The sequence below is a fragment of the Streptomyces sp. NPDC042336 genome, from assembly GCF_055581985.1.
Map to the genome: position 1 here is coordinate 36,040 of NZ_JBVJEA010000019.1, position 20,363 is coordinate 56,402.

The 20,363-nt window shown below is 69.0% G+C and carries 20 protein-coding genes and 3 pseudogenes; 20 read left to right on the forward strand and 3 right to left on the reverse strand.

Annotated elements, in window-relative coordinates:
• The first annotated feature begins 19 nt into the window (after positions 1-19).
• The 17 genes and pseudogenes from ACZ6IM_RS31085 to ACZ6IM_RS31165 all read left to right on the forward strand — a co-directional run bounded on the left by ACZ6IM_RS31085 (position 20) and on the right by ACZ6IM_RS31165 (position 16,296).
• Positions 20-322: a hypothetical protein gene (locus tag ACZ6IM_RS31085; RefSeq protein ID WP_054100383.1), complete on the forward strand. Its 303-nt coding sequence runs from the start codon at positions 20-22 to the stop codon at positions 320-322.
• A 50-nt stretch (positions 323-372) separates the two neighbouring features.
• Positions 373-1,617 carry an ATP-grasp domain-containing protein gene (locus ACZ6IM_RS31090; RefSeq protein ID WP_360557685.1) on the forward strand — a complete coding sequence of 415 codons (1,245 nt, stop codon included), beginning with the start codon at positions 373-375 and terminating at the stop codon, positions 1,615-1,617.
• On the forward strand, positions 1,614-2,765 hold the full coding sequence (locus tag ACZ6IM_RS31095) for an MFS transporter (RefSeq protein ID WP_469561020.1): 1,152 nt from the start codon (positions 1,614-1,616) through the stop codon (positions 2,763-2,765). Before ACZ6IM_RS31090 ends, ACZ6IM_RS31095 begins: the two co-directional genes overlap by 4 nt.
• A 23-nt stretch (positions 2,766-2,788) precedes the next feature.
• Positions 2,789-3,235, forward strand: a pseudogene (locus tag ACZ6IM_RS31100) (HAD family hydrolase); the annotation flags it as partial.
• Between the two features lie 163 nt (positions 3,236-3,398).
• The gene (locus ACZ6IM_RS31105) at positions 3,399-4,280 is read left to right on the forward strand and encodes a helix-turn-helix transcriptional regulator (protein WP_184761986.1); all 882 of its coding nucleotides are present in this window, start codon (positions 3,399-3,401) and stop codon (positions 4,278-4,280) included.
• A gap of 238 nt (positions 4,281-4,518) precedes the next feature.
• Positions 4,519-5,781: an MFS transporter gene (locus ACZ6IM_RS31110; RefSeq protein WP_469561023.1), complete on the forward strand. Its 1,263-nt coding sequence runs from the start codon at positions 4,519-4,521 to the stop codon at positions 5,779-5,781.
• 283 nt (positions 5,782-6,064) lie between these two features.
• Positions 6,065-6,397: a carboxymuconolactone decarboxylase family protein gene (locus ACZ6IM_RS31115; RefSeq protein ID WP_469561026.1), complete on the forward strand. Its 333-nt coding sequence runs from the start codon at positions 6,065-6,067 to the stop codon at positions 6,395-6,397.
• Between the two features lie 34 nt (positions 6,398-6,431).
• Entirely contained in the window at positions 6,432-7,277 is an 846-nt protein-coding gene (locus tag ACZ6IM_RS31120) for an SDR family oxidoreductase (protein ID WP_332056896.1), read from the forward strand.
• 135 nt (positions 7,278-7,412) lie between these two features.
• Positions 7,413-8,393: an aldo/keto reductase gene (locus tag ACZ6IM_RS31125; protein WP_469561189.1), complete on the forward strand. Its 981-nt coding sequence runs from the start codon at positions 7,413-7,415 to the stop codon at positions 8,391-8,393.
• Positions 8,394-8,523: 130 nt separating this feature from the next.
• Positions 8,524-9,297 (forward strand): SDR family oxidoreductase, encoded by a 774-nt coding sequence (locus ACZ6IM_RS31130; protein ID WP_332056898.1) that lies wholly within the window; start codon positions 8,524-8,526, stop codon positions 9,295-9,297.
• A gap of 224 nt (positions 9,298-9,521) precedes the next feature.
• Entirely contained in the window at positions 9,522-9,836 is a 315-nt protein-coding gene (locus ACZ6IM_RS31135) for a putative quinol monooxygenase (RefSeq protein ID WP_469561031.1), read from the forward strand.
• Between the two features lie 47 nt (positions 9,837-9,883).
• Positions 9,884-10,672 (forward strand): SDR family NAD(P)-dependent oxidoreductase, encoded by a 789-nt coding sequence (locus ACZ6IM_RS31140; RefSeq protein ID WP_332056899.1) that lies wholly within the window; start codon positions 9,884-9,886, stop codon positions 10,670-10,672.
• Between the two features lie 59 nt (positions 10,673-10,731).
• Positions 10,732-11,616, forward strand: a complete 885-nt coding sequence (locus ACZ6IM_RS31145; RefSeq protein ID WP_184761978.1) for an aldo/keto reductase — start codon at positions 10,732-10,734, stop codon at positions 11,614-11,616.
• A 197-nt stretch (positions 11,617-11,813) separates the two neighbouring features.
• Positions 11,814-12,794, forward strand: coding sequence for a hypothetical protein (locus ACZ6IM_RS31150; RefSeq protein ID WP_469561035.1), 981 nt, complete (start codon positions 11,814-11,816; stop codon positions 12,792-12,794).
• 274 nt (positions 12,795-13,068) lie between these two features.
• Positions 13,069-14,217, forward strand: coding sequence for an FAD-dependent monooxygenase (locus tag ACZ6IM_RS31155; protein WP_469561038.1), 1,149 nt, complete (start codon positions 13,069-13,071; stop codon positions 14,215-14,217).
• Positions 14,218-14,853: 636 nt separating this feature from the next.
• Positions 14,854-15,432 (forward strand): annotated as a pseudogene (locus ACZ6IM_RS31160) (low temperature requirement protein A); the annotation flags it as partial.
• Between the two features lies 1 nt (position 15,433).
• Positions 15,434-16,296, forward strand: a pseudogene (locus ACZ6IM_RS31165) (LysR family transcriptional regulator).
• A gap of 494 nt (positions 16,297-16,790) precedes the next feature.
• On the opposite strand, the gene ACZ6IM_RS31170 reads toward ACZ6IM_RS31165, so the two are convergent.
• Positions 16,791-16,949, reverse strand: coding sequence for a hypothetical protein (locus ACZ6IM_RS31170; RefSeq protein ID WP_469561041.1), 159 nt, complete (start codon positions 16,947-16,949; stop codon positions 16,791-16,793).
• 279 nt (positions 16,950-17,228) lie between these two features.
• Between ACZ6IM_RS31170 and ACZ6IM_RS31175 the strand changes: the two genes are divergently transcribed.
• The 3 genes from ACZ6IM_RS31175 (at position 17,229) to ACZ6IM_RS31185 (ending at position 18,807) form a co-directional block, all read left to right on the forward strand.
• Positions 17,229-17,582: an SPDY domain-containing protein gene (locus ACZ6IM_RS31175; protein ID WP_469561044.1), complete on the forward strand. Its 354-nt coding sequence runs from the start codon at positions 17,229-17,231 to the stop codon at positions 17,580-17,582.
• A 106-nt stretch (positions 17,583-17,688) separates the two neighbouring features.
• Positions 17,689-17,979, forward strand: coding sequence for a hypothetical protein (locus ACZ6IM_RS31180; RefSeq protein WP_332056904.1), 291 nt, complete (start codon positions 17,689-17,691; stop codon positions 17,977-17,979).
• Between the two features lie 15 nt (positions 17,980-17,994).
• Entirely contained in the window at positions 17,995-18,807 is an 813-nt protein-coding gene (locus ACZ6IM_RS31185; RefSeq protein WP_469561047.1) for an SPDY domain-containing protein, read from the forward strand.
• 169 nt (positions 18,808-18,976) lie between these two features.
• Here ACZ6IM_RS31185 and ACZ6IM_RS31190 read toward each other — a convergent pair whose 3' ends face one another.
• Together ACZ6IM_RS31190 and ACZ6IM_RS31195 are read right to left on the reverse strand one after the other, a co-directional pair.
• The gene (locus ACZ6IM_RS31190; RefSeq protein WP_469561050.1) at positions 18,977-19,669 is read right to left on the reverse strand and encodes a hypothetical protein; all 693 of its coding nucleotides are present in this window, start codon (positions 19,667-19,669) and stop codon (positions 18,977-18,979) included.
• Between the two features lie 79 nt (positions 19,670-19,748).
• Positions 19,749-20,192 carry a hypothetical protein gene (locus tag ACZ6IM_RS31195; protein WP_469561053.1) on the reverse strand — a complete coding sequence of 148 codons (444 nt, stop codon included), beginning with the start codon at positions 20,190-20,192 and terminating at the stop codon, positions 19,749-19,751.
• Positions 20,193-20,363: the final 171 nt, after the last annotated feature.

The window sequence follows — 20,363 nt, forward strand, 5'->3', positions numbered from 1 at the left end:
CCGCCCGTGGAGGACCCCTATGACCATCGCCGCCCTCGGGTCGCACCGAGCGACCGGCCGCACCATCACCGAGCAGTTCCACGCCTTCGACGCCCGCAACCCGCACGTGTACCGATCCCTCGAACGCATGGCCGCCCGCCGCCTGGCCGCCGGCGCCACCCGGATCAGCCTCAAGGACCTCTTCGAAGACCTGCGACGCCAACTCCCGTACGGCGTCGCCGGGCTGAACAACAACTTCACCGCTCTCTACGCCCGTCGCCTCATCGACGACCACCCCCACTGGTCCCACGCGTTCGAGCTGCGCCGGCGCCGCGCCGCCTGAGACACCCCCTTTTCCCTGCCCTGCCGTCCCTTGATACGGAGAATTCCCTCTTGCCCGCTCGCCCTGTTGTACTTGTCGTCGCTCCCGGAGATGAGAACTACCGCGGCTACTGCCTTGAGCAGGTCGCCGACGCCTACAGAGTCGTGCTGCTCACCGGCACCGAACCCTCGTGGGAGAAGCCGCACATCACCGATCACGCCGTCGTGGACCTCAGCGATCCTGCCGCGCTGTTGGCGGGGGGCCGGGCCCTGGCCGCACGCCACGACCTCGCCGGTGTCATGACCTGGGACGAGTGGAGTGTGGTCCCGACCGCCCGACTCGCCCGCCAGCTCGGCTTGTCCACCACCTCGCCCGAAGTGATGCAGGGGTGCCGCAACAAGGCCACCGCTCGGTCGCTGTTTGCCCGCCACGGCGTGCCCTCGGCCGCTTCGGTGAGCGTGCGTACCCGGCAGGAGGCCGAAGCCGCCGCCGACCGGATCGGCTATCCCGTAGTGCTGAAGCCTGCCTCACACGCGGGTGCCATCGGCGTGCTCCGCGTCGATGACCGCGACCAGCTCACGGCCGCCTACCGGGCGGCCGAACGGACGGCCGGTCAGGGCACCGAGAGCACCAGCGTCCTCGTCGAGGAGTTCCTCGACGGGCCGGAGATCTCCGTGGAGTGTGTCACCTACCGCGGCGCCACCACGGTGGTGGCGGTCAACCGCAAGACCATCAGCCCTCCGCCGCACTTCGAGCAGCTGGCCCACAGTGTGGACGCCGACGACCCGCTCCGGGAGACCGTCGCGCCGGCCGCCCGGGCGGCGATCAACGCCCTCGGCATCACCGACGGCGTCAGCCACATAGAGATGCGCCTCGTCGACGGCAGGCCCCGCCTCATCGAGGTCAACGCTCGCCTGGCCGGAGACATGATCGGCCACCTCGTGCGTCTCGCCACCGGCATCGACCTGGTCCGTGCCGCCGCCGACATCGCCTGCGACCGCACCCCCGACCTCACGCCCACCAGGTCCTCGGCCGCCGCCATCCGGCTCCTCTATCCGGACACCTCCGGCACCCTCACCCACCTCACCTACGACGGGCCCCGCCCGACGTGGCTGGACCGGCTGCACTACCAGTGCCGCCCCGGTGACCAGCTCCTCCTCCCCGCCGACGGAGGAAACCTGTACACCGGCCGGATCGGCTACCTCATCACCACCGCCACCACCGGCCAGCAGGCGCGTGCACGCGCCGACCAGGCTGCTCGTGCCGTCACCGCGGTCCTCGACCGGACCTCCGGCCCCCGTAGCGCTGCGGCGTGAACGCGGTGTCTGTGGCTGACCGGCATAGCCGGGCATTGCTGACCGGCTATTTCCTCGGCCTGGGGGCCATCATGGCGGTGTGGGGCGCCCGGATGCCCGCCGTGCAGCAGGCTGCCCACCTCGGCACCGCAGGGCTGGCCCTGGTCCTGCTGGCCGCCGCCGTCGGCATGGTCGCTGGACTGCAGCTCGGAGGCCGCTACGCCCGCCCGGCGCGGCTACCAGCCCAGCTCACCAGTGGGTCCATCGCCCTGGCCGGGTGCCTCGTCCTGGTGGGGCAAGGCGAGAGCCTGTCCGCGTTGCTGGCGGCGGCTCTCGCGTTCGGTCTCGCGCACGGCGTCCTCGATGTAGCCGCCAACACTGCGGCCGTCCGCTGCCAGAACGCCTTCGGCCGGCCCATCATGTCTGGTCTTCACGCCGCATACTCCCTCGGCGCCCTCGCCGGCGCCGCCCTGGCCGCCCTCACCGCCCAGGCCCCGCACAGCACACTCTTCACCGCAACAGGCGCCCTCCTGGCCGGGGCCGCTGTCGCAGCGGTGCCGGTCACCCGAAGCCTGAGCGGCGCAGAGCGACCCGCAATGCGCGCTGGCGCCGGGAAGCTGCCCCTGCTTTCGTCGCCGGGGAAGCTCTGGCTTCTGGCCGCGCTGGCCGCTGCGAGCCTGCTGGGCGAGGGAGCCGCCGCTGACTGGGCCGCCGTGCACCTGCACACCCTGGGCGCCCCGACGGCCGCGAGCGCCACCGCGTTCGCGCTGTACAGCGCGGCCATGGCGGCCGGACGGCTGACCGGTGACCGGCTCACCGCTGCCTTCGGCGCCCCGACAGTCGTACGGGCCGGAGCCCTTCTCGCCACGGCCGGACTCACCATCGGCGTCATCGGGAACAGCACCCCACTGGCGCTGACGGGCTGGGCGGTCTTCGGACTCGGCCTGTCCACCACCGTCCCCTCGCTCATCACCGCGGCCGGCGCCGGAGGCGCCAAGGCCGTGGCCACGGTCACCGCCACCGGCTACCTCGGCCTCCTCGCCGGCCCGGCCCTCATCGGAGCCCTGGCCAGCGCCACCACCCTGCCCACGGCCTTGCTGCTGCCCGCCCTCCTCGCAGCCGCCGTCGCCGCCCTCGCCCACCGCGCCCTGGAGAACACCACCCCTTAACACCCACCACTGCCCACGCGGGCCTGGACGCCGTCATCCTCGACTACAACGGCGTCATCGGCCTGCGACCCACCACCGACCAGTGGCTCCGCCTGGCCCGCACCGCCCTGTGGCCCGAGGACGACCTCCCCGCCTTCCAGCACGCCTTCTGGACCGCCCGCACCGCCTACGAGGCAGGCCGCCTCAGCGACCTCGCGTACCGGGCCACGGTCCTCGACCACCACCCCGGCGCCCGCAGGCTGCGTGGACTCCGCGACGCCGATACCGACATGTGGACGTCCATCGACGATCACGTCATCGATGTTCTCCACCAGGCCCACGAGTCCGGGCTGCCGCTGGTTTTGCTGTCGAACGCACCCCGCCACCTCAGCGATGTCCTCGACCGCCGCCCGTGGCGCCGCTTGATGACCCACGCCTTTTACTCGGCCCGGCTCCAGGTCTGCAAACCCGACCCGGCCGCCTACCAGCACTGCGACCGAGATTTTTACTTGGCGGACGAGCGCAGCAGTTAGCGGATCTTGCTTCCGTAACGCTGTGTTGTGGTCAGGTCGGGTAGCGGCAAGCCGGGGTTACTGCTGGTGGGGGTACTGGCAGGGTCTCTCAGTTTCGGGTGCTCGTGCCTAGCCTGGGTCTATGGACAATCAGGCTGAAGTGCGTGCTTTCCTCAGGTCTCGCCGTGACAAGATCACACCCGAGGAGGTCGGCCTGCCTTCGTACGGAAATCGCCGGGTGAGTGGTTTGCGGCGGAGTGAGGTCGCGATGTTGGCCGGGGTGAGTGTGGAGTACTACACCCGGCTGGAGCGCGGGAATCTCGGCGGGGTGTCCGAGGGGGTGCTGGACGCGCTTGCGCAGGCTCTGCGGCTCGACGACACCGAGCGCCGTCACCTGGACGATCTGGCCCGGGCTGCGAACACGCCGCCGGCGCGGGCCAAGCGTCAGCCGGTCCGGACGGGTGTGCGACCGAGCGTGGCGCGGATCGTGGAGGGGATGCCGGGGCTGCCGGCGTTCGTGCAGAACAACCGGTTCGACATCCTGGTCTGCAATCCGCTCGGGCGGGCTTTGTACTCGGAGATGTACGCCGACCCGGCGTGCGGTGCGAATACGGCTCGGTTCGTGTTCCTCAGCCCGGCCGCGAGGCGGTTCTACACCGACTGGGAGCGCATCGCCCGGGGCGCGGTCGGTGCGCTGCGGATAGAGGCGGGTAAGAACCCCTATGACCGGGAGCTGTCGAACCTGATCGGTGAGCTGTCGACCCGCAGCGACGCCTTCCGGGTGCTGTGGGGTGCCCATGACGTGCATGTCTTCCGCGAGGGCAGGAAGCGGTTCAACCATCCTCTCGTCGGAGATCTGGAGCTGGACCATGAGTCGATGGATCTGCCGGGCGACAGCGGGCTCATCATCGCCGCGTACAGCGCTGCCCCGGGAACGGCTGCCGAGGACGCACTGAAGCTGCTCGCCAGTTGGTCCGCGCCGTCCGAGGCACCGCTAGACACCGAGGCGAACTCCGAAAGCTGACCCTTGCCGTCTGCTTGACTTCCTGGCTCCCGGCCGCATCCTGCGGCCGGGAGCCAGCGCCTTTCGGCGGCCCAGGATGCGCAGCTGGGGGTCCCTGCGAGGGCCCCTCACAGCGGAGGCTCCCTCGTTGTGGGGAATCGCGGTTGCATGGTGGTCGCCCCGCGTTTCGGGGTTCGAGCCGGCGACCGCTTCTGCTGGTCCCGCTGCCATCCACCCGTACAGCAAAGGCTGTTTCCGCATGTCCCCTCTGCGACCAGAATCCGCATCCTCCAAGCTGCCCTTCGTCGTCCCGCTGCTGGCCCTGGGCACATTCCTGATGAGCACGACGGAGTTCATCATCGCGGGCATCCTGCCTGACATGGCCTCCGACCTGGGCGTCAGCGTTTCCCAGGCTGGTCTGCTCATCACGGCCTTCGCCATCGGCATGATCGTCGGCGGGCCCACGATCTCGCTCGCCACGCTGCGTCTGCCCCGCAGGTCGACTCTGGTCCTGGCGCTGGGCACGTTCGCCGCCGGCCACATGATCGCGGCGCTCAGCTCGTCGTTCACCGTCGTGCTCGCGGCCCGAGTCCTGACCGCGCTGGCCACTGGCGCGTTCTTGTCGGTCGCCTCCGTCGTCGCCACCTCCGCCGCGGGACCGGCCGCCGCGTCCCGCGCCATGGGCGTGATGATGAGCGGCATGGGCCTGGCCATCGTGGCCGGTGTCCCGCTGGGCTCGTTCGTCGGCCAATCGATCGGCTGGCGCGGCACCTTCTGGGCGCTTACCGTCCTGGCCGCGATCGTCGCCGTGGTGATCGTCCGGTTCATCCCCGTCGAGGAACACCGCGAAGCACCCTCCGTAAGGTCCCAGCTCGGTGTACTGCGGCACGGGCGGATGTGGCTCGTGCTGGCCGCGACCGCGCTCGTCTCCGGCGGATTCCTGGCCGCCTACAGCTATATCTCGCCGCTGCTCACGGAGCGGACCGGACTGTCCGAGGGCGTCGTACCGCTGGTCCTGGTCGGCTTCGGTATCGGCGCGCTGCTGGGCACGAACCTGGGGGGACGCTTCGGTGACCGCAGGCCGCTGACCACGTTCCTGACCATTGCCGCCGGCTCCGGGCTCGTCATGCTCCTGCTGATCCCGTTGTCCACGAGCGTTCCCGCGACCGTCGTTCTGGTGGTGCTGCTGGGCCTGACCGGCATGGCGGTCACGTCGATCGCGACGCCGCTGGCCGTGCGGTTCGGGCACTCCGCCCCCGGTCTCGCCGCCGCGCTGACCGTGTCGGGATTCAACGTCGGCATCGCCGTCGGCACCTGGCTCGCGGGCAGTGCCTTGGACTCTTCACTCGGTGTGAGGGGCCCGGAGACCGTCGGCCTGATCATGGCCGCCCTCGGCATGATCCCGCTGCTGATCCTGGCCGCCCTGCGCGCCACCCGCACGAACACCACTGAAGCGGACGTTCCCGATGCGCTGGCCGAGGAGCCTTCGCAGGATGAGGCCGACGACCGGGTCCTGGCCTGAGCCGCCGGTCCACCCGGCACGGCAGTGCCCCGTCCTTCAGGAACCGGGCGGCCTCGCCGCCCGGCACTGCCTCCTGGCATAGCGCCCTGACCTGCGGAAATGAGGGCGGGGGTCCCTGCCAGTACCCCTCACAGCAGAGGCTCCCTCATTCCCTCCGTTCGCGGTTGCATGGTTACTGCCCCGCTTTCACAGGGCCTCCGGTTCACCGGACCCGCCGCACCGTGCCCCGTGCGAACCGGCAGATCACATCATTTGCTCCATCACGCCCGAGAGGTTGTGCGCCATGGCTGAGAAACAGACCGCCGTCCAGAAGATGCTCGGTGACTTCGCGCCCGAGCTGGTGCGGCTGACCGACGACGTCCTGTTCGGTGAGGTGTGGGCAGGCGAGGGCCTGTCCCAGCGGGACCGCAGCCTGATCACCGTCTCCGTCCTGGTCGCGCTCTACCGAGCCGACCAGCTCGCCTTCCACCTGCCCAAGGCCCTGGAGAACGGGGTCACCAAGAACGAGCTGGTCGAGGCGATCACCCACATCGCTTTCTACGCCGGATGGCCCAACGCCATGTCTGCGGTCTCCCAGCTGAAGAACATCGTCGAGTCGGAGCCCGACTCCCGCTGAATCGCGCACCAACACCGTTCGGAGCACCCGTCCCATGAGCAAGGTCTTCTTCATCACCGGCGCAGGCCGCGGCCTGGGCGTCGACATCGCCCGCCAGGCGCTGGAAAACGGGCACCAGGTGGTGGCCACCGGCCGCCGCCCCGACACCGTCCTCAAGGCGCTGGGCGGCGAGCACGACAACCTCCTGGTCGCCGCCCTGGACCTCACCGACCCCACCACCGCCGACGCGGCGGTCACCGCGGCTGTCGACCGGTTCGGGCGGATAGACGTCCTGGTGAACAACGCGGCGAACTTCTACGCTGGCTACTTCGAGGTCGTATCCGACCAGCAGATGCGCCAGCAGATCGAGACCAACGTGTTCGGGCCGATGAACGTCACCCGAGCCGTGTTGCCCGTCATGCGCAAGCAGCGCGCCGGGCACATCATGACGATCTCGTCGCTGGCCGGCCTGGTCGGCCAGGAGTTCACCGCCGCCTATACGACGTCGAAGTTCGCCGTGGAGGGCTGGATGGAGGCCCTGCACCTGGACGTGGCGCCGTTCGGGATCCGCACCACGACGGTGGAGCCGGGGTTCTTCCGCACCGAGCTGCTCGTGGAAGCCTCCACCACCTGGCCGGAGCTGACGGTCGATGACTACGCCGAGAACACCGCGGCGCAGATCGCGGGCTGGAAGACGATGAACGGCCAGCAGGCCGGTGACCCGGCCAAGCTCGCCGAGGTACTGCTGAAGATCACCGGCCAGGCGGAGCCGCCGGTACGGTTCGTGGCCGGTGCCGACGCCATCGCCTCGATCGAGGCCCACGCCACGGAACTGCTGGCCCAGGTGGACGCCTCGCGCGCCCTGGGGATGGACCTTGCCCACGACGACGGCCCGGCCTGAGAAGCACCACCACGAGGACCTGCTACGTCAGGGAACACGAAGGGCTCTGCGGCATGCCACAGAGCCGGATGTACGGCCATGACCACGCGGCGCGCCACCCCACGCCGCAGGTGGCCACTTGAGAGGAAAAACGACATGAACAAGCGTGAACTGGGAACCAGCGGCCTGGAAGTGTCCTCGATCGGACTCGGCTGCATGGGCATGACCTTCGGCTACGGGGCCGCCGCCGACACCGGTGAAGCGATCAAGCTGATCCGCGCGGCTGCCGAGCGCGGTGTGACCCTGTTCGACAGCGCCGAAGCCTACGGCGAAGCGAACGAGAAGCTGGTGGGCGAGGCTCTGGCCCCCGTGCGGGACCAGGTCGTCATCGCCACGAAGTTCGGCTTCAAGGACGGCAACTCCGCAGCCGGCCTGGACAGTCGCCCGGAGCGGATCCGCCTGGTTGCCGAGCAGTCCTTGCAGCGGATGCAGACTGACCGGATCGACCTGTTCTACCAGCACCGGGTGGACCCCGCCGTCCCCATCGAGGAGGTCGCGGGCACCGTCCGCGAGCTCATCCAAGAGGGCAAGGTCAAGCACTTCGGCCTGTCGGAGGCTGGCGCGGACATCATCCGCCGGGCCCACGCGGTGCAGCCGGTCACGGCCGTGCAGAGCGAGTACTCGATGTGGTGGCGCGAGCCCGAGCAGGTCATCCTGCCGACCCTCGAAGAGCTCGGCATCGGCTTTGTGCCGTTCAGTCCGCTCGGCAAGGGCTTCCTGACCGGTGCCATCAAGGAAGACACGAAGTTCGCGGAGAACGACATCCGCAACGTCCTGCCGCGTTTCGAGGACGAAGCCCGCCAGGCCAACCTCGCGCTGATCGCGCTGATCGGCGACATCGCCGAGGCCAAGCAGGCCACCCAGGCACAGGTCGCCATCGCCTGGCTCCTCGCGCAGAAGCCGTGGATCACCCCGATCCCGGGCACCACGAAGCTGCACCGGCTGGAGGAGAACATCGGCGCCGACAACGTCGAGCTGACCACTCAGGACCTGCAGCGCATCGAATCTGCCCTGTCCGAGGTGCAGATCAAGGGTGACCGGTACACCGCACAGCAGCAGAGCACCATCAACCGGTAGGACACCGCACCAGCAGAAAGAAGCCGGTTCCTCAACCGAGCCCGGCTCTACGCACACCCACCCTCCTCCCCGGTGCAGCGCTCATGAGCGCTGCACCGGGGAGGGGAACCCCGCTCATAAGGAAAGACTCATGGAACAGCACGTACTCCAGGGCCGTGTCGCTCTGGTCACCGGCGGCACGACCGGACTCGGTTTCGGCGCCGCCAAGCGCCTCATAGAAGAGGGCGCATTCGTCTACATCACCGGCCGCCGTCGAGACGTCCTCGACGCCGCCGCCGAACGGCTCGGTCCATCCGCCCGGGGCATCCAGGCCGACGTATCGAGCAAGAGCGACATGCTCGGTGTGGCCGAGACCATCAAGGCGGGCCACGGCCATCTCGACATCGTCTTCGCCAACGCGGGCGGCGGGCACGCGACACCGCTGGCCGAGCTCACCGAAGAGCAGATCGACAGCGAACTGGGCATCAACGTCAAGGGCGTCATCCTGACGGTGCAGAGCATGCTGGACGTCCTCGGCGACGGCGCGTCCATCATCCTCAACGCATCGATCACCGCAGACATGGGCCTGCCCGGCTTCGCCGCCTACGCCTCGTCGAAGGCAGCGGTGCGATCTCTCGCCCGCAGCTGGACGACCGACCTCAAGGACCGACGGATCCGGGTCAACTCCGTCAGCCCCGGCGTCGTGCCCACCGAGGGCTACGGACATGAGCAGAAGCTCAGCGACGCCGACATCGCTGCCTACGTCGAGCGGGTCGCCAAGGAGATCCCGGCCGGCCGCGTCGGAACGGCGGAGGACATCGGCAACGCCGTCGTCTTCCTGGCCTCCGACGCCAGCAGCTACATCAACGGCATCGACCTCATCGTCGACGGCGGCATGACCCGCGTCTACGCCGGCCAGAACTGAACATCAGCGTCTCCTTCGGTTCACCCAGAGCCAGGAGCATCGCCGGGCTCCGCCGGAAGGACCTTCCGGCGGTCGTCCCCCACGGTCATCGGCCAGACCCGGTCCCGGACCGAACACGTCACCGTAGCCGGTCTCCTCCGCACCGGCCGCCTGCCGGGAAAGGCTGTCATGCCATCCGCCGGCGCCGTGACCGGCTCCACCCACACCCCACGAAGGCAGGACCCATGAGTGCCAAAACCCAAGAACGCCACATCATCTGTGAGGTACGGGCGAAGGCTCCGAACCGCGAACAGGTCAAGGAACTCCTGCTGGAGCTCGTCGGCCCAGCGCGCGCGGAAGCCGGCTGCCTCTACTACGACCTGTACGAGCAAGCCGATACGCCCGGCACCTTCTTCATCATCGACGGCTGGACCTCGACGGAAGCGATCGCCGAGCACGCCGACCACCCGAACGTCACCCGTGTCGTCGACCAGCTGACCCCTCTGCTCGAGGTCCCCCTCAAGGTGACCACCAGCACTCGCGTCAGCGACCAGCAGTAGGGCGAGCCACGCCCCGACGCGCACCCAACACCCATCAGGGAGGATCCGTGGCCCGCATCTTCATCACCGGTTCGACCGACGGCCTTGGCCTGATGGCCGCCCAACTCCTCTCCGACCAAGGCCACACCGTGGCACTCCACGCGCGCAACGACGCCAGGGCCCGCGACGCGCAGGCCGCGCTCCCCGACAACGCCGGTGTCGCCGTCGGTGACCTCTCCAGCATCACCCAGACCCGTGAAATCGCCGGTCAAGTCAATGACATCGGCCCCTTCGACGCCGTCATCCACAACGCCGGCGTCGGCTACTACGGACGCAGCCGCGTGGAGACCGAGGACGGCCTGTCCGACGTCTTCGCCGTAAACGTTCTCGCCCCCTACCTCCTCACCGCGCTGATCACACCGCCCGAGCGACTCGTCTACCTCAGCTCCGGCATGCACCACAGCGGCGAGACCGAGCTGCGTGATGCGCAGTGGACCCGGCGCCCGTGGCAGGGAGCCCAGGCGTACTCGGAGTCCAAGTTCTACGTCACCACCCTCGCCTTCGCCGTCGCGCGCCGGTGGCCCACCACGCTCTCCAACGCGGTCGACCCCGGCTGGGTCCCGACAAAGATGGGCGGGAACAGCGCCACCGACGACCTGCAGCTGGCTCCGGTGACTCAGGTGTGGCTGGCGGCTGGCGATGACGCGGCGGCGCTGGTCACGGGCCGCTACTTCCACCACCAACAGTCCCGCCGTCCGCACCCGGCGACGCAGTCGCCCCAAGTGCAGGACCGGCTGCTGAAGTACTGCGCCGACCTCACCAAGGTCGAGCTGCCGACAGCGGTCTCTGCCGACTGAGCCCGCGCCTCTCTCTCCCCGCAGGCGGGCTGCGTGCGCCCACCTTGATTGGAGCAACCATGACCGCAACGAACCCACTCATCACCCTGAACAACGGCGTCCAGATCCCCGCCCTGGGACTCGGCGTGTACCAGAGCGCCCCCGAGGAGACCACCGACGCGGTCCTGACCGCGCTGCACAACGGCTACCGACTGATCGACACCGCCGCCGCCTACTTCAACGAGCGGGAGGTCGGCGAGGCGATCGCCCGCTCCGACGTGGACCGCTCCGAGATCTTCGTGACGACCAAGGTATGGATCAGCGACTACGGCTACGACTCCGCGCTGCGAGCCTTCGACGTGAGTCTGCGCAAACTGGGCATCGAGCAGCTCGACCTGTGGCTGCTGCACCAGCCGCTGCCGTCCGACTTCGAGAAGACGATCGCGGCGTACAAGGCGGCGGAGAAGCTGCTTGCCGAGGGGCGCGTCCGTGCGATCGGCGTGTCGAACCAGACGCCCAAGCAGCTCGACGAACTCATCTCCCGCACCGGCATCGTCCCGGCCGTCAACCAGATTCAGGTGCACCCCTACTACACGCAGCCCGAGTGGCGGGCGGCGAACGAAAGCCACGGCATTCTGACCCAGTCGTGGTCGCCCATCGGCGGCTCCTACGTCTACCGGGGCGCCGACACCAACCCGCTCGAAGACCCCGTCATCACCGCCCTGGCCGACAAGTACGCGAAGACACCCGCGCAGGTCGTACTGCGCTGGCACCTCGACCACGGCTTCTGCGCGATCCCCAAGTCCGTCAAAGCCCATCGCATCGCCGAGAACTTCGACGTCTTCGACTTCGCCCTGACCCCCGACGAGGTGGCCGCGATCGACGCCCTCGACACCGGCGTACGCGGCGGACCCGACCCGGACTCGCTCGACCTGGAGAACGCCGGCTTCCCGATCCCCGACTAGCCAGGGGCTCCCCGGCCGATCAGGCAGGTCGTCAGCGCCGCTGACGCCCCGCTCCGGCCGGGCCTGAACGGCCCACGGGCCTGGGCCTGGTGGGGCGTGGCTCTCCCCGCTTCTGACTCCACGCCCCTGACACCTCGGTACCCGTGCGGCGCTGACGCAAAGAACGAAAGAGCGCAATGACCACAAAAAGCATATCCATGAAGAGGCCGTTCAAGCTTGCGGCGATCTCCGCGACGGCAGCCGTCATCCTCTCGGCACCGTACGCGTCCGCCGCGACCGGACACGCGGACGCGCGGCCCGCCGTCACCCACGTGAAGACCGTGGCCGCCTTCGACTTCGCCACCGGCGACGTGCCCGAGAACATCACCGTCGCCCCGGACAATTCACTGACCGTCTCGATGGTGGGCACGCCCGCGGGCGAACGGCCGGCACTGGTGCGGATCGCACCGTCCGGGCACCGCACGGTGCTGGTCACCGGGCAGAAGGGCGACGGAATCACCGGCAACACTCACGGCCACGACGGCACCGTCTACTACAACGTGTGGTCCTCCGACGACTCCCGGAACGGGGTGTGGAAGCTGCCGCCCGGCGGCACCCCCCACCGCATCGCGGCCCTGCCCGTCGGCGGAGTCCCCAACGGTCTGGCCATCGATCCGGCCGGGCGCACCTTGTACGTCGCCGACAGCCAGAAGGGCACCGTCTGGGCCGTCCCGGTCTCCGGCGGTCCCGCGACCGCCTGGCTGGTCGACCCCGCCCTCGCGATCGAGGCGTCCGCACCCGTGCCGTACGGCGCGAACGGACTCCGCTTCCACAACGGCGCCGTATGGGTCTCCAACCTCAGCAAGGGCACCCTGCTGCGGATCCCCGTCACCGCCACCGGAACTCCGGGCCGGATCCACACGGTCGCCAGCGGCCTCACCGGCATCGATGACTTCAGCTTCCTCAGCGACCACTCCAACGTCGTGTTCACCGCGCTGAACACACAGAACAAGATCGCGGTCGTCTACCCGAACGGCACCACCAGGACCGTGCTGACCGCCTCGGACGGCCTCGCCTCGCCCACCGCCACCGCAGTGCGCGGCAAGCGGCTGTACATCACCGACGGCGGACTCAACGAGCCCCACGACGCGCAAGTGCAGCACGGGAAAATGGACCTCGGCGCGCTGCTCTCACACTGAGCGTCCGGCAGTTCCCAGAAATTCAGAGGGCGTGGCTTGCAGGGATGCCAGCCAGGGGTCCCTGCAGGTACCCCTCACAACCGAGACTCCCACGTCATCGCCATTGCCGGTTGCATGGTCAGTGCTGCTTTCTTCGGGGGACGGGCCCCAACCGGCAAGAGCCCGGTGAGCACGCTGGACAGCGCCGCCGAGATGTCAACCCCGAGCGTCGGCGCCCGCCACAGCCCGCCCGCCCAGACCACCACCGCGACGACTACGTGAGGAGAACTACAGCATGACCACAGCTATGCGCGACGTGCCCCGTTCCGGGAACCGGAACGAGCGCCAGGGCGCCGCCATCGTCGTCGGTGCATCTCTCGCGGGCCTGATGACCGCATTGGCCCTGTCGCACGCCGGAGTCGACGTGACGATGCTGGAGCGATCGGCGGCCGCCCCTCGGGCTCGGAAGGGGGCTGCTCTCGGCGGGGTGAGTGAGGGCCTCCTCAGCAGAATCACGCGATCCCGTCACTCCCGGGCCGGTTCGACGCCACTGAGTTCAGTGGCCCCCGGTGTGCAGAGCTGGATGGCGGTCCACGCCCGGCTCCGGGCGGCCGTCGACGCCGACCCCTATATCAAGCTGCGCCCCCACACGCTCGTACGGAGCGTCGACCAGGACGCGGATTCCGCGTGGGTGATCACCTCGGACCAGCAGACATTCCGAGGCGATGTCGTGATCGGGGCAGATGGCCACGGAAGCGTCGTGCGCGTCGGCGTCGCACCCGACAAGCCCGACGCGACGTTCGCCGGCTACCTGATCTGGCTCGGCCTCACCAACGAGTCCTCGCTCGCGTCCTCACGCCGCCTGCCACGGGACGTCGACATCCTCAGCGGCGATGAGGACTATCTCCTCGGCTACCCACTGCCCGGCCCCGACGGTTCCGTCACCCCAGGCTCCCGCCAAGTCGGCTGGGCCTGGTACGACGCGAACCACAACGATCTCCTACGCGAAACGGGCAGTGTTGTCGGCAACGTCGTGCACCGGTCGCTCACCTCCGCCGACATACCGGAGGCCGCCTTCCGCGAGCTCGCGGACAAAGCCAAGAACCTGTGGCCCTCGCCCTGGCGCGAGGCCATCCTCGATTGCATCGAGCGCCGTGCCGTCATCGGCACCCCCATCACCGAATACGTCCCCGACAAACTCGTCAACGGACGTCTTGCCCTCGTGGGAGATGCCGCGCATGTGCCGACCCCGATGACCGGCTCGGGCTTCAGCGCATCGCTCCACGACGCCGAGTCCATCGCCGCAGCCGTAAGCGAAGCCATGGGTGCAACACCCATGGCGCAGGCACTGCGCGGCTACGAGAGGGAACGCCTCCACAGCGTTCGCAGCATGGTCCAGTCAGGACAGCAGTTCAGCCGCTCCTTCGCCAGTGCGGCTGCCTGAACACCCTGCCCGAACGGCACCACCTTGCTGGCCCTCGATTTCGGGGCCGTACAACCGGTCCGCTACAGCCGGCGGGCACCGACACGTCCCAGTAGGGATCCGATCGGAGCCCGCACTGAGGCGCGTCGCCATGCGCGGCCACCTGGACATGGGAAGGGTGCAATCTGTGACGCAGAACAGCAGCGACGGGCAGGAAGACGGGCCCACGGCCAGGGTTCAGGAAGCCTTCGCGCGTGAACGGGGTACCACGTTCGAGCTCTTCTTCGACCTCGTCTACGTCTTCACCCTGACCAGGTCACCGCCTTCATGGCCCACGAACACACCGCCACCGGCGTCCTGCACGGCGTGCTCGACAGCGACGAAGTACGCCTGACTCACCAGTAAGGCGCCGCTGGGATAGCGAACGGGTTGAACTCGACCTCGCGGACAGCTCCGAGCAGTCGACGCCTTGATCAGGCTGCGCGATTTGCGCCAACTGTGGCGCTCAGTCACATTCACTTGGCGGGGGAACGCAGTAGTACACGGATCTTGCTTCCGTAACGCTCTGTTGTGGTCAGTTCCGAAGATCGGACCCTGTCGCTACGCGGTGGTGATGCTCTGGGTGAGTGAGACCGGGGCCACCCCACCAGCTGGCACCCCGGTCACATCGCCGAGCGCTACAGCCTCTTCACCATCATCGTCCTGGGCGAGGTGATCCTCGGCTCACTCGCCGCCGTCCGCTCAGCCGTGGCCGACCACGGCCTGTCCACCCCCGTTCTCCTGATCGCGATCGGCGGCCTGCTGCTCGTCTTCGCCCTGTGGTGGATCTACTTCACCGGAAACGAAGCGCGACTGACCACGCTGCGCACCGCCTTGGTCTGGGGGTACGGCCACTACGTGGTCTTCGCCGCGCTGGCTGCGATCGGCGCGGGCCTGGAAGCGGCGCTGGACGCCGCCGAACACCACGGACACCTCTCCACCCGGGGTGCCGGACTGTCGGTCGCCGTCCCCGTGGCGATTGCGCTCCTGATGCTGGGGGCACTGCACCGAGCCACCCGTACCGGAGCGGTGGGACATGCCCTGCTGGTCCTCGCCGGTGCACTCGTGGTCCTGGCTGTGGGCTTCAGCGCACCCGCCCTGGGAATCGGCGGCGCCGTCCTGGGCATGGGCCTGACGGTGGCCGCCACACTGGCAGCCAACCTCTTCACTGTCCGCTATCGAGCCGAAGGGCGTTGAGGTGCGCCTGGACCTGAACAAACTCGACCACCTGATCGCCGTCGCCGAGGAAGGCAGCCTCACCCGCGCTGCCGCCCGGCTCCACCTGTCCCAGCAGGCCCTGTCCACCTCCATCCGGGTCCTCGAGCGCGAAGTCGGGGTTCCGCTGCTGGAGCGTGGCAGCGCGGGCGTCACCGTACTGCCCGCCGGAGCGGCCCTGATCGAGGACGCCCGTGTCCTCAACGGCGTGGCCCGCGCAGCCCTTCACCGCGCCCGGCAGATCGGGCGCGGCGAGACCCAGGCCCTGCGTATCGGCTACACCCCCGCCGTCACCGGCGACGAACTCGTCACCCTGCTCGCACCGGTGACCGAAGCCCACCCCGACATCACCCCCGAGATCCACCAGCGCTACCCCTCGGAGCTGACCGACGCTCTCCTCGCCGGCGACCTCGACATCGGACTGTGCCGCGCAATGAAGCCCACCCACGGTCTGACCCGCACCGCCCTCGGCCACCATCGCCTGCACATCGCCGTCGCGAGCGACCATCCCGTGGCCGCCCGCACATCCGTGACCCTGCCCGAACTCGCCCAAGAGACCTTCCTGGTCTGGGGCACCCCCGGCCGCTCCGGCTACACCGACCTCCTCATCGACCACTGCCGCAACGCCGGCTTCGAACCGAACACCGAACGCACCGCCCGCCAAGGCACACCCCCCATCACAGCCGTCATCGGCACCCGCCACCTCGCCTTCGTCACCACACCACCGGGCCCCGCCGCAGGCGGCAAAGCGCACGTCTCACCCTCGAACTCCCCATCCACGCGCTCTACCTCCCGCACACCACATGCCCCAGCCGCACCACCTTCCTCACCCACGTGAGGATCTAATCTGGCTTTATCGGTGCGCCTGGACCCACTCATCCGGCTTGAAGCGGCTCCAGGGCAATTCGGGCATGTGTCTTTGTTCTGTCTCCCGCCTCGCAGGACCTTGAGGAGCAGCGCGGCGCCCTTCGCCAGCATCTTGCCGACCTTGGGGGCTCTGGCGGACCGACGCTTCGAGATCCGTCTCGCCAGTGGATGAGGCAGGCTCGCCAGAGAGCCTCTGAAGCCCAGAGGGGCGGTGTCCCTCCTCGGGCTGGTGACGCTTGGGGGAACCAGCAGCAAAGTCATCGTGGGATACCTGTCCCGATTCGGGACGGATCCGGTGTCCCGAGTCGGGACACGCCGCGTGTCCCGGCTCGGGACAAGGTCGCCGACGGGCTGTACGGCGTAGTCCCCGGCGCGGGGGCAGTTGGTGTTACGGCCACGGAATCTGAGATCCCATAGCTGTCTGTAGGATCTCGCGGCTCGTGGTACGGGCCGTCCTTGCTGACCAGCAGCTCCTACGCTGTCTCAAGTTGATGGCACAGCCGGTCCGTCTCACGGCCGGGGCATTTCCTCAGGGGTTCGGCGACAATCCGGACGGTCAGGTCCGTGGCCAGAGAGCGGAAGGCGTTGCGGGTCGCCGGGCTCACCAGCTCCCGCCGTGCGGTGACGGTCATGGTCTGAAGATAGGAGCAGACCCTGACACCGTCACTGTCTTTTCCCAAGGTGATGTCTGATCCATGCCGAGCCTGTCTAGCCAACCAGTCTGTGGTTGCGGCTGATTTGGCCGTTGGTCGTGTGATTCGGCCACGGAATTTGAGATCCCACACTGTCGACGGACGGCAGTTCGCCGGGGGCAGACAGAAATGTTTCCGGGAAAGACTGGCCAACGGGCGCGAGGGCATGTCAACGTAGACGACCTTGCAAGAAACCCCAGGTCAGAGAGGTGATTGCTCGTGACCGTAGCCCCTGTGGGCCCCGGTTTCTCCACCACCGTCGAAGCCCTGCGACCGCGGGAGTGGCAGCTCGGCCCCGGTCAGCCGACTCTGGTCATGGACCAGTTCTCCGCCGAGGACTTCCACCTGATCGTCGATGACCGCGCGGACGTGCACGTCAGCTCCAAGGACGGCCGGTTCTACCTCGGCTGGTTCCCGCACGGCCGACCCGGCACGGACGGCGAGGGATGGAAGATCGCTGTCACCGGTACCGCCCGGGTCCGCGGCTACCACCTGTCGTTCGACACCGAGACGCCGGCCGACATCGTCGCCGCCGCCGTGGCGAGGGTGCTGGAGACCTCACGCCGCCTCTGACAGCGCGGCCACCGATACATAGCGCCCGTCCTATGAGCGCTGGCGGTGCCGTAGGCCGGCCCGGCTCCACCGCCCCCCGTTTCCCTCGAACCCCAGGAGGCTGTCCGTGACGTCCCCGGAGATGACCGTCGGCGATCTCATCGATCTGTTGTCCGGCTGCGACCGGAGCGCTCCGGTCCGCCAGGCCATGAACCCGTTCTTCCCGATGGCGCACCGCTTGGCGCAGGTCCTGCAGTCGGTCGACGGGACCGGCCGGACCGTTGTCTACCTCGCCGAAGGGCGGGACGAGGACGCGCAGCTCGGTCACCTTCCGCCGGAGGTCGCCATCGCCCTGACGTGGCAGGGCCCTGTCCAGGCGCCCCCGCGCCGTCCTCGCCGCCGCGCCGGCGGCAACTAGATACGCACCGAGCCCTTGGAGGCGCCCCTGTACCCCGACCTTCCGCCCGACCCGCGCGGCGGCCAGCCCGCGTTCTGGGTCGGCCCCCGGCACCTAGCCGGTGACGATGGACGCCTCTACGACGTCGTCGCCGACGCGCTCGCCGGCCTGGGGTGGACGAGCCTGACGATCGTCCGCGGACGGCACGAGCCGGACGAGGAACCGGAGGACCGCCAGGTCCTGCGCAGCACCGTCCTGCACATCAGCCCCGACGCCTTGCGCTGGGCCCAGTGGGGGCTGGCGGACGAGCCATTCCACCTGGGTGGGCTGCCGATCGCCTGGCAGATCTCCGCCCGAGCCGAGGCGAGCAGCCCGCTCGCCCAGTGGTCGGCCTACTTCACCCGTGACGTCCCCGGCGAGGCGGTGGTCGACTTCCTCGTCGCGCTCGACGCAAGCAACCAGCCTGCCTCGGCGCTCGCCGGACCCGAGCTGGTCCTTGACGCTGTCGCCGCCCACGGCTGGTTCCGCGACATCGACCAACCCCAGGCGGCGGCGATGGACCCGACGTTCACCTCGCACATCAGCCTGGGGGAGGTGCCGCCCCTCATCCAGGACGGCGACCTACGGGCCCTGTCCGCCGAGGACGACGAGACGGCACCGGCCGGATGGCAGGCGTGGGCCGAGCCCGTACTCGGCGCCCCGCTTCTGTGGGTGGCCTCGTTCGCCGCCAGCGTCCCGCACGATCTCGTCGCCGCCTTCGCCGCCTCCCTCAGCTCGACCGCACCGGTCCTGCGGCGGGTCCTGCCCGAGGCCACCCAGGAGCGCCTCCTGCGCGCGCCGGCCATCTAACGTCCCGCGCATGACTCTCGACGATCGCAGTCCGGCATCCTCCCAGTTGGGGGTGCCGGACTTTCTTGTTTCCCGGGCGAAGTGGCCGGTCGGGTCGTTAGTGCTTAGCCCATAACGCACTGCTGCCCCCGACCGCGACGGTCGGAGGCAGCAGCGTGACGCGCGCAGGTCAGCTCGTTGCCGTGGCCTTGGCGAGGGCCTTGTCGAGGTGGCGGTCGACGAGGGCCGGGGAGCCGGAGAGGACCAGCAGCAGGCTGCCGTCGCGGATCGCGGTCTGCTTGACCACGGTGCTCCGGCCCCCGGCGATGTACGTCAGAAGCAGGCTCCACTGCTCATCACCGCCGACGCTGGGCGCGGGCAGCTTCTGCGAGGTCACATCGACCTGGGTGCCACCGGCGACGACCTGATAGGCCGGGCAGCCTGTCATGGCATCGAAGATCCGGCCGGTGCCGTCGGAGAGCTTCTTCACGCTGTCGCTGTACAGCTCCTCGGAGATCTCCGAGGAGCTGTAGCCGTAGGTGAAGTCCGCCTTCGCCTTGTGCGGGAAGGCGAGTGTGCTGCCAGCCGCCGCGTCACCGCCCAGCTCGCTCAGGGCCGGGCAGCCGAGGACGGTGACGTCATCGTGCTGGGCCGGACGCTCCGGCTGGGGAAGGTAGCCGCTGCCGAGGTCGCGCGGGTCGAGCAGGCGGGACTCGAGCGCGGCCGAGGAGAGCGCGGCCGGCTCCTGGGCGACCTCGGTCGGCTTTCCCGTACGGGAGGAGGCGGTCCGGTGCTTGGACCCGGGGGTGTCGGTGGAGCAGGCGGGCACGGCGAGGAGGGCGGCGGTGATGCCGAGTGCGGTGGTGGCGACGCGAACGCGCATGACGGAGCTGACCCCTTGGTGCTAGGCGACGGGTGGTCAGTGCGGGCCCGCGGGCCCGGTGGGGTCGTAGGAGTGGTGGTCAGTGCCCGAGGTGGCGCAGGCAGTCCTCGAACGTGGCGTGCGTCGAGTCCGCCGGCCCGGAGTGCCGGTTGTACCAGGCGGTGTCGATGCGCGTCTCCAGCTGCTGGTGTCCGGCCCTGCAGCGCAGCCAGATCTCACCGCGGGTGGAGAGGATGAGCCAGTCCCGGTACGCGCCGCACTCGGCGCACGTGGCCATCTCGCCGTCGAGGACCAGGGGCTGCTTCCACGGCATCATCTTGCCCTCGACCTGGTCGTGGCTCGGCACCCGCAGCTCCGGCGGGAGGAAGTCGTCCACGATGGCGGTCGGCTCGGCGGGCTGCGGCTCGGGCGCCGGCACTCCGATGCCGGGCGGGACCTGTCCCTGCATCTGCGCGTGCAGCTCGGCGAACCGTTTCTGAGCTTTGCTCGGCCCCTTCGCCCTGCGGCGTATTCGGTGAAACACCCTGGCGTCCTCCTCTACCTCGGCACCTCGTCCTGCGCGTTTCATGATCGTGCCCCACGCCCTCGGCGGTTTCAATTCACAACGTCCACAGTCCCTTCGGCCAGTTCAGCATGGGTGTGGCCTCTCGGCTGCCCGGGTGACGAGGAGGCCACGACGCATGTCTCGGTACGG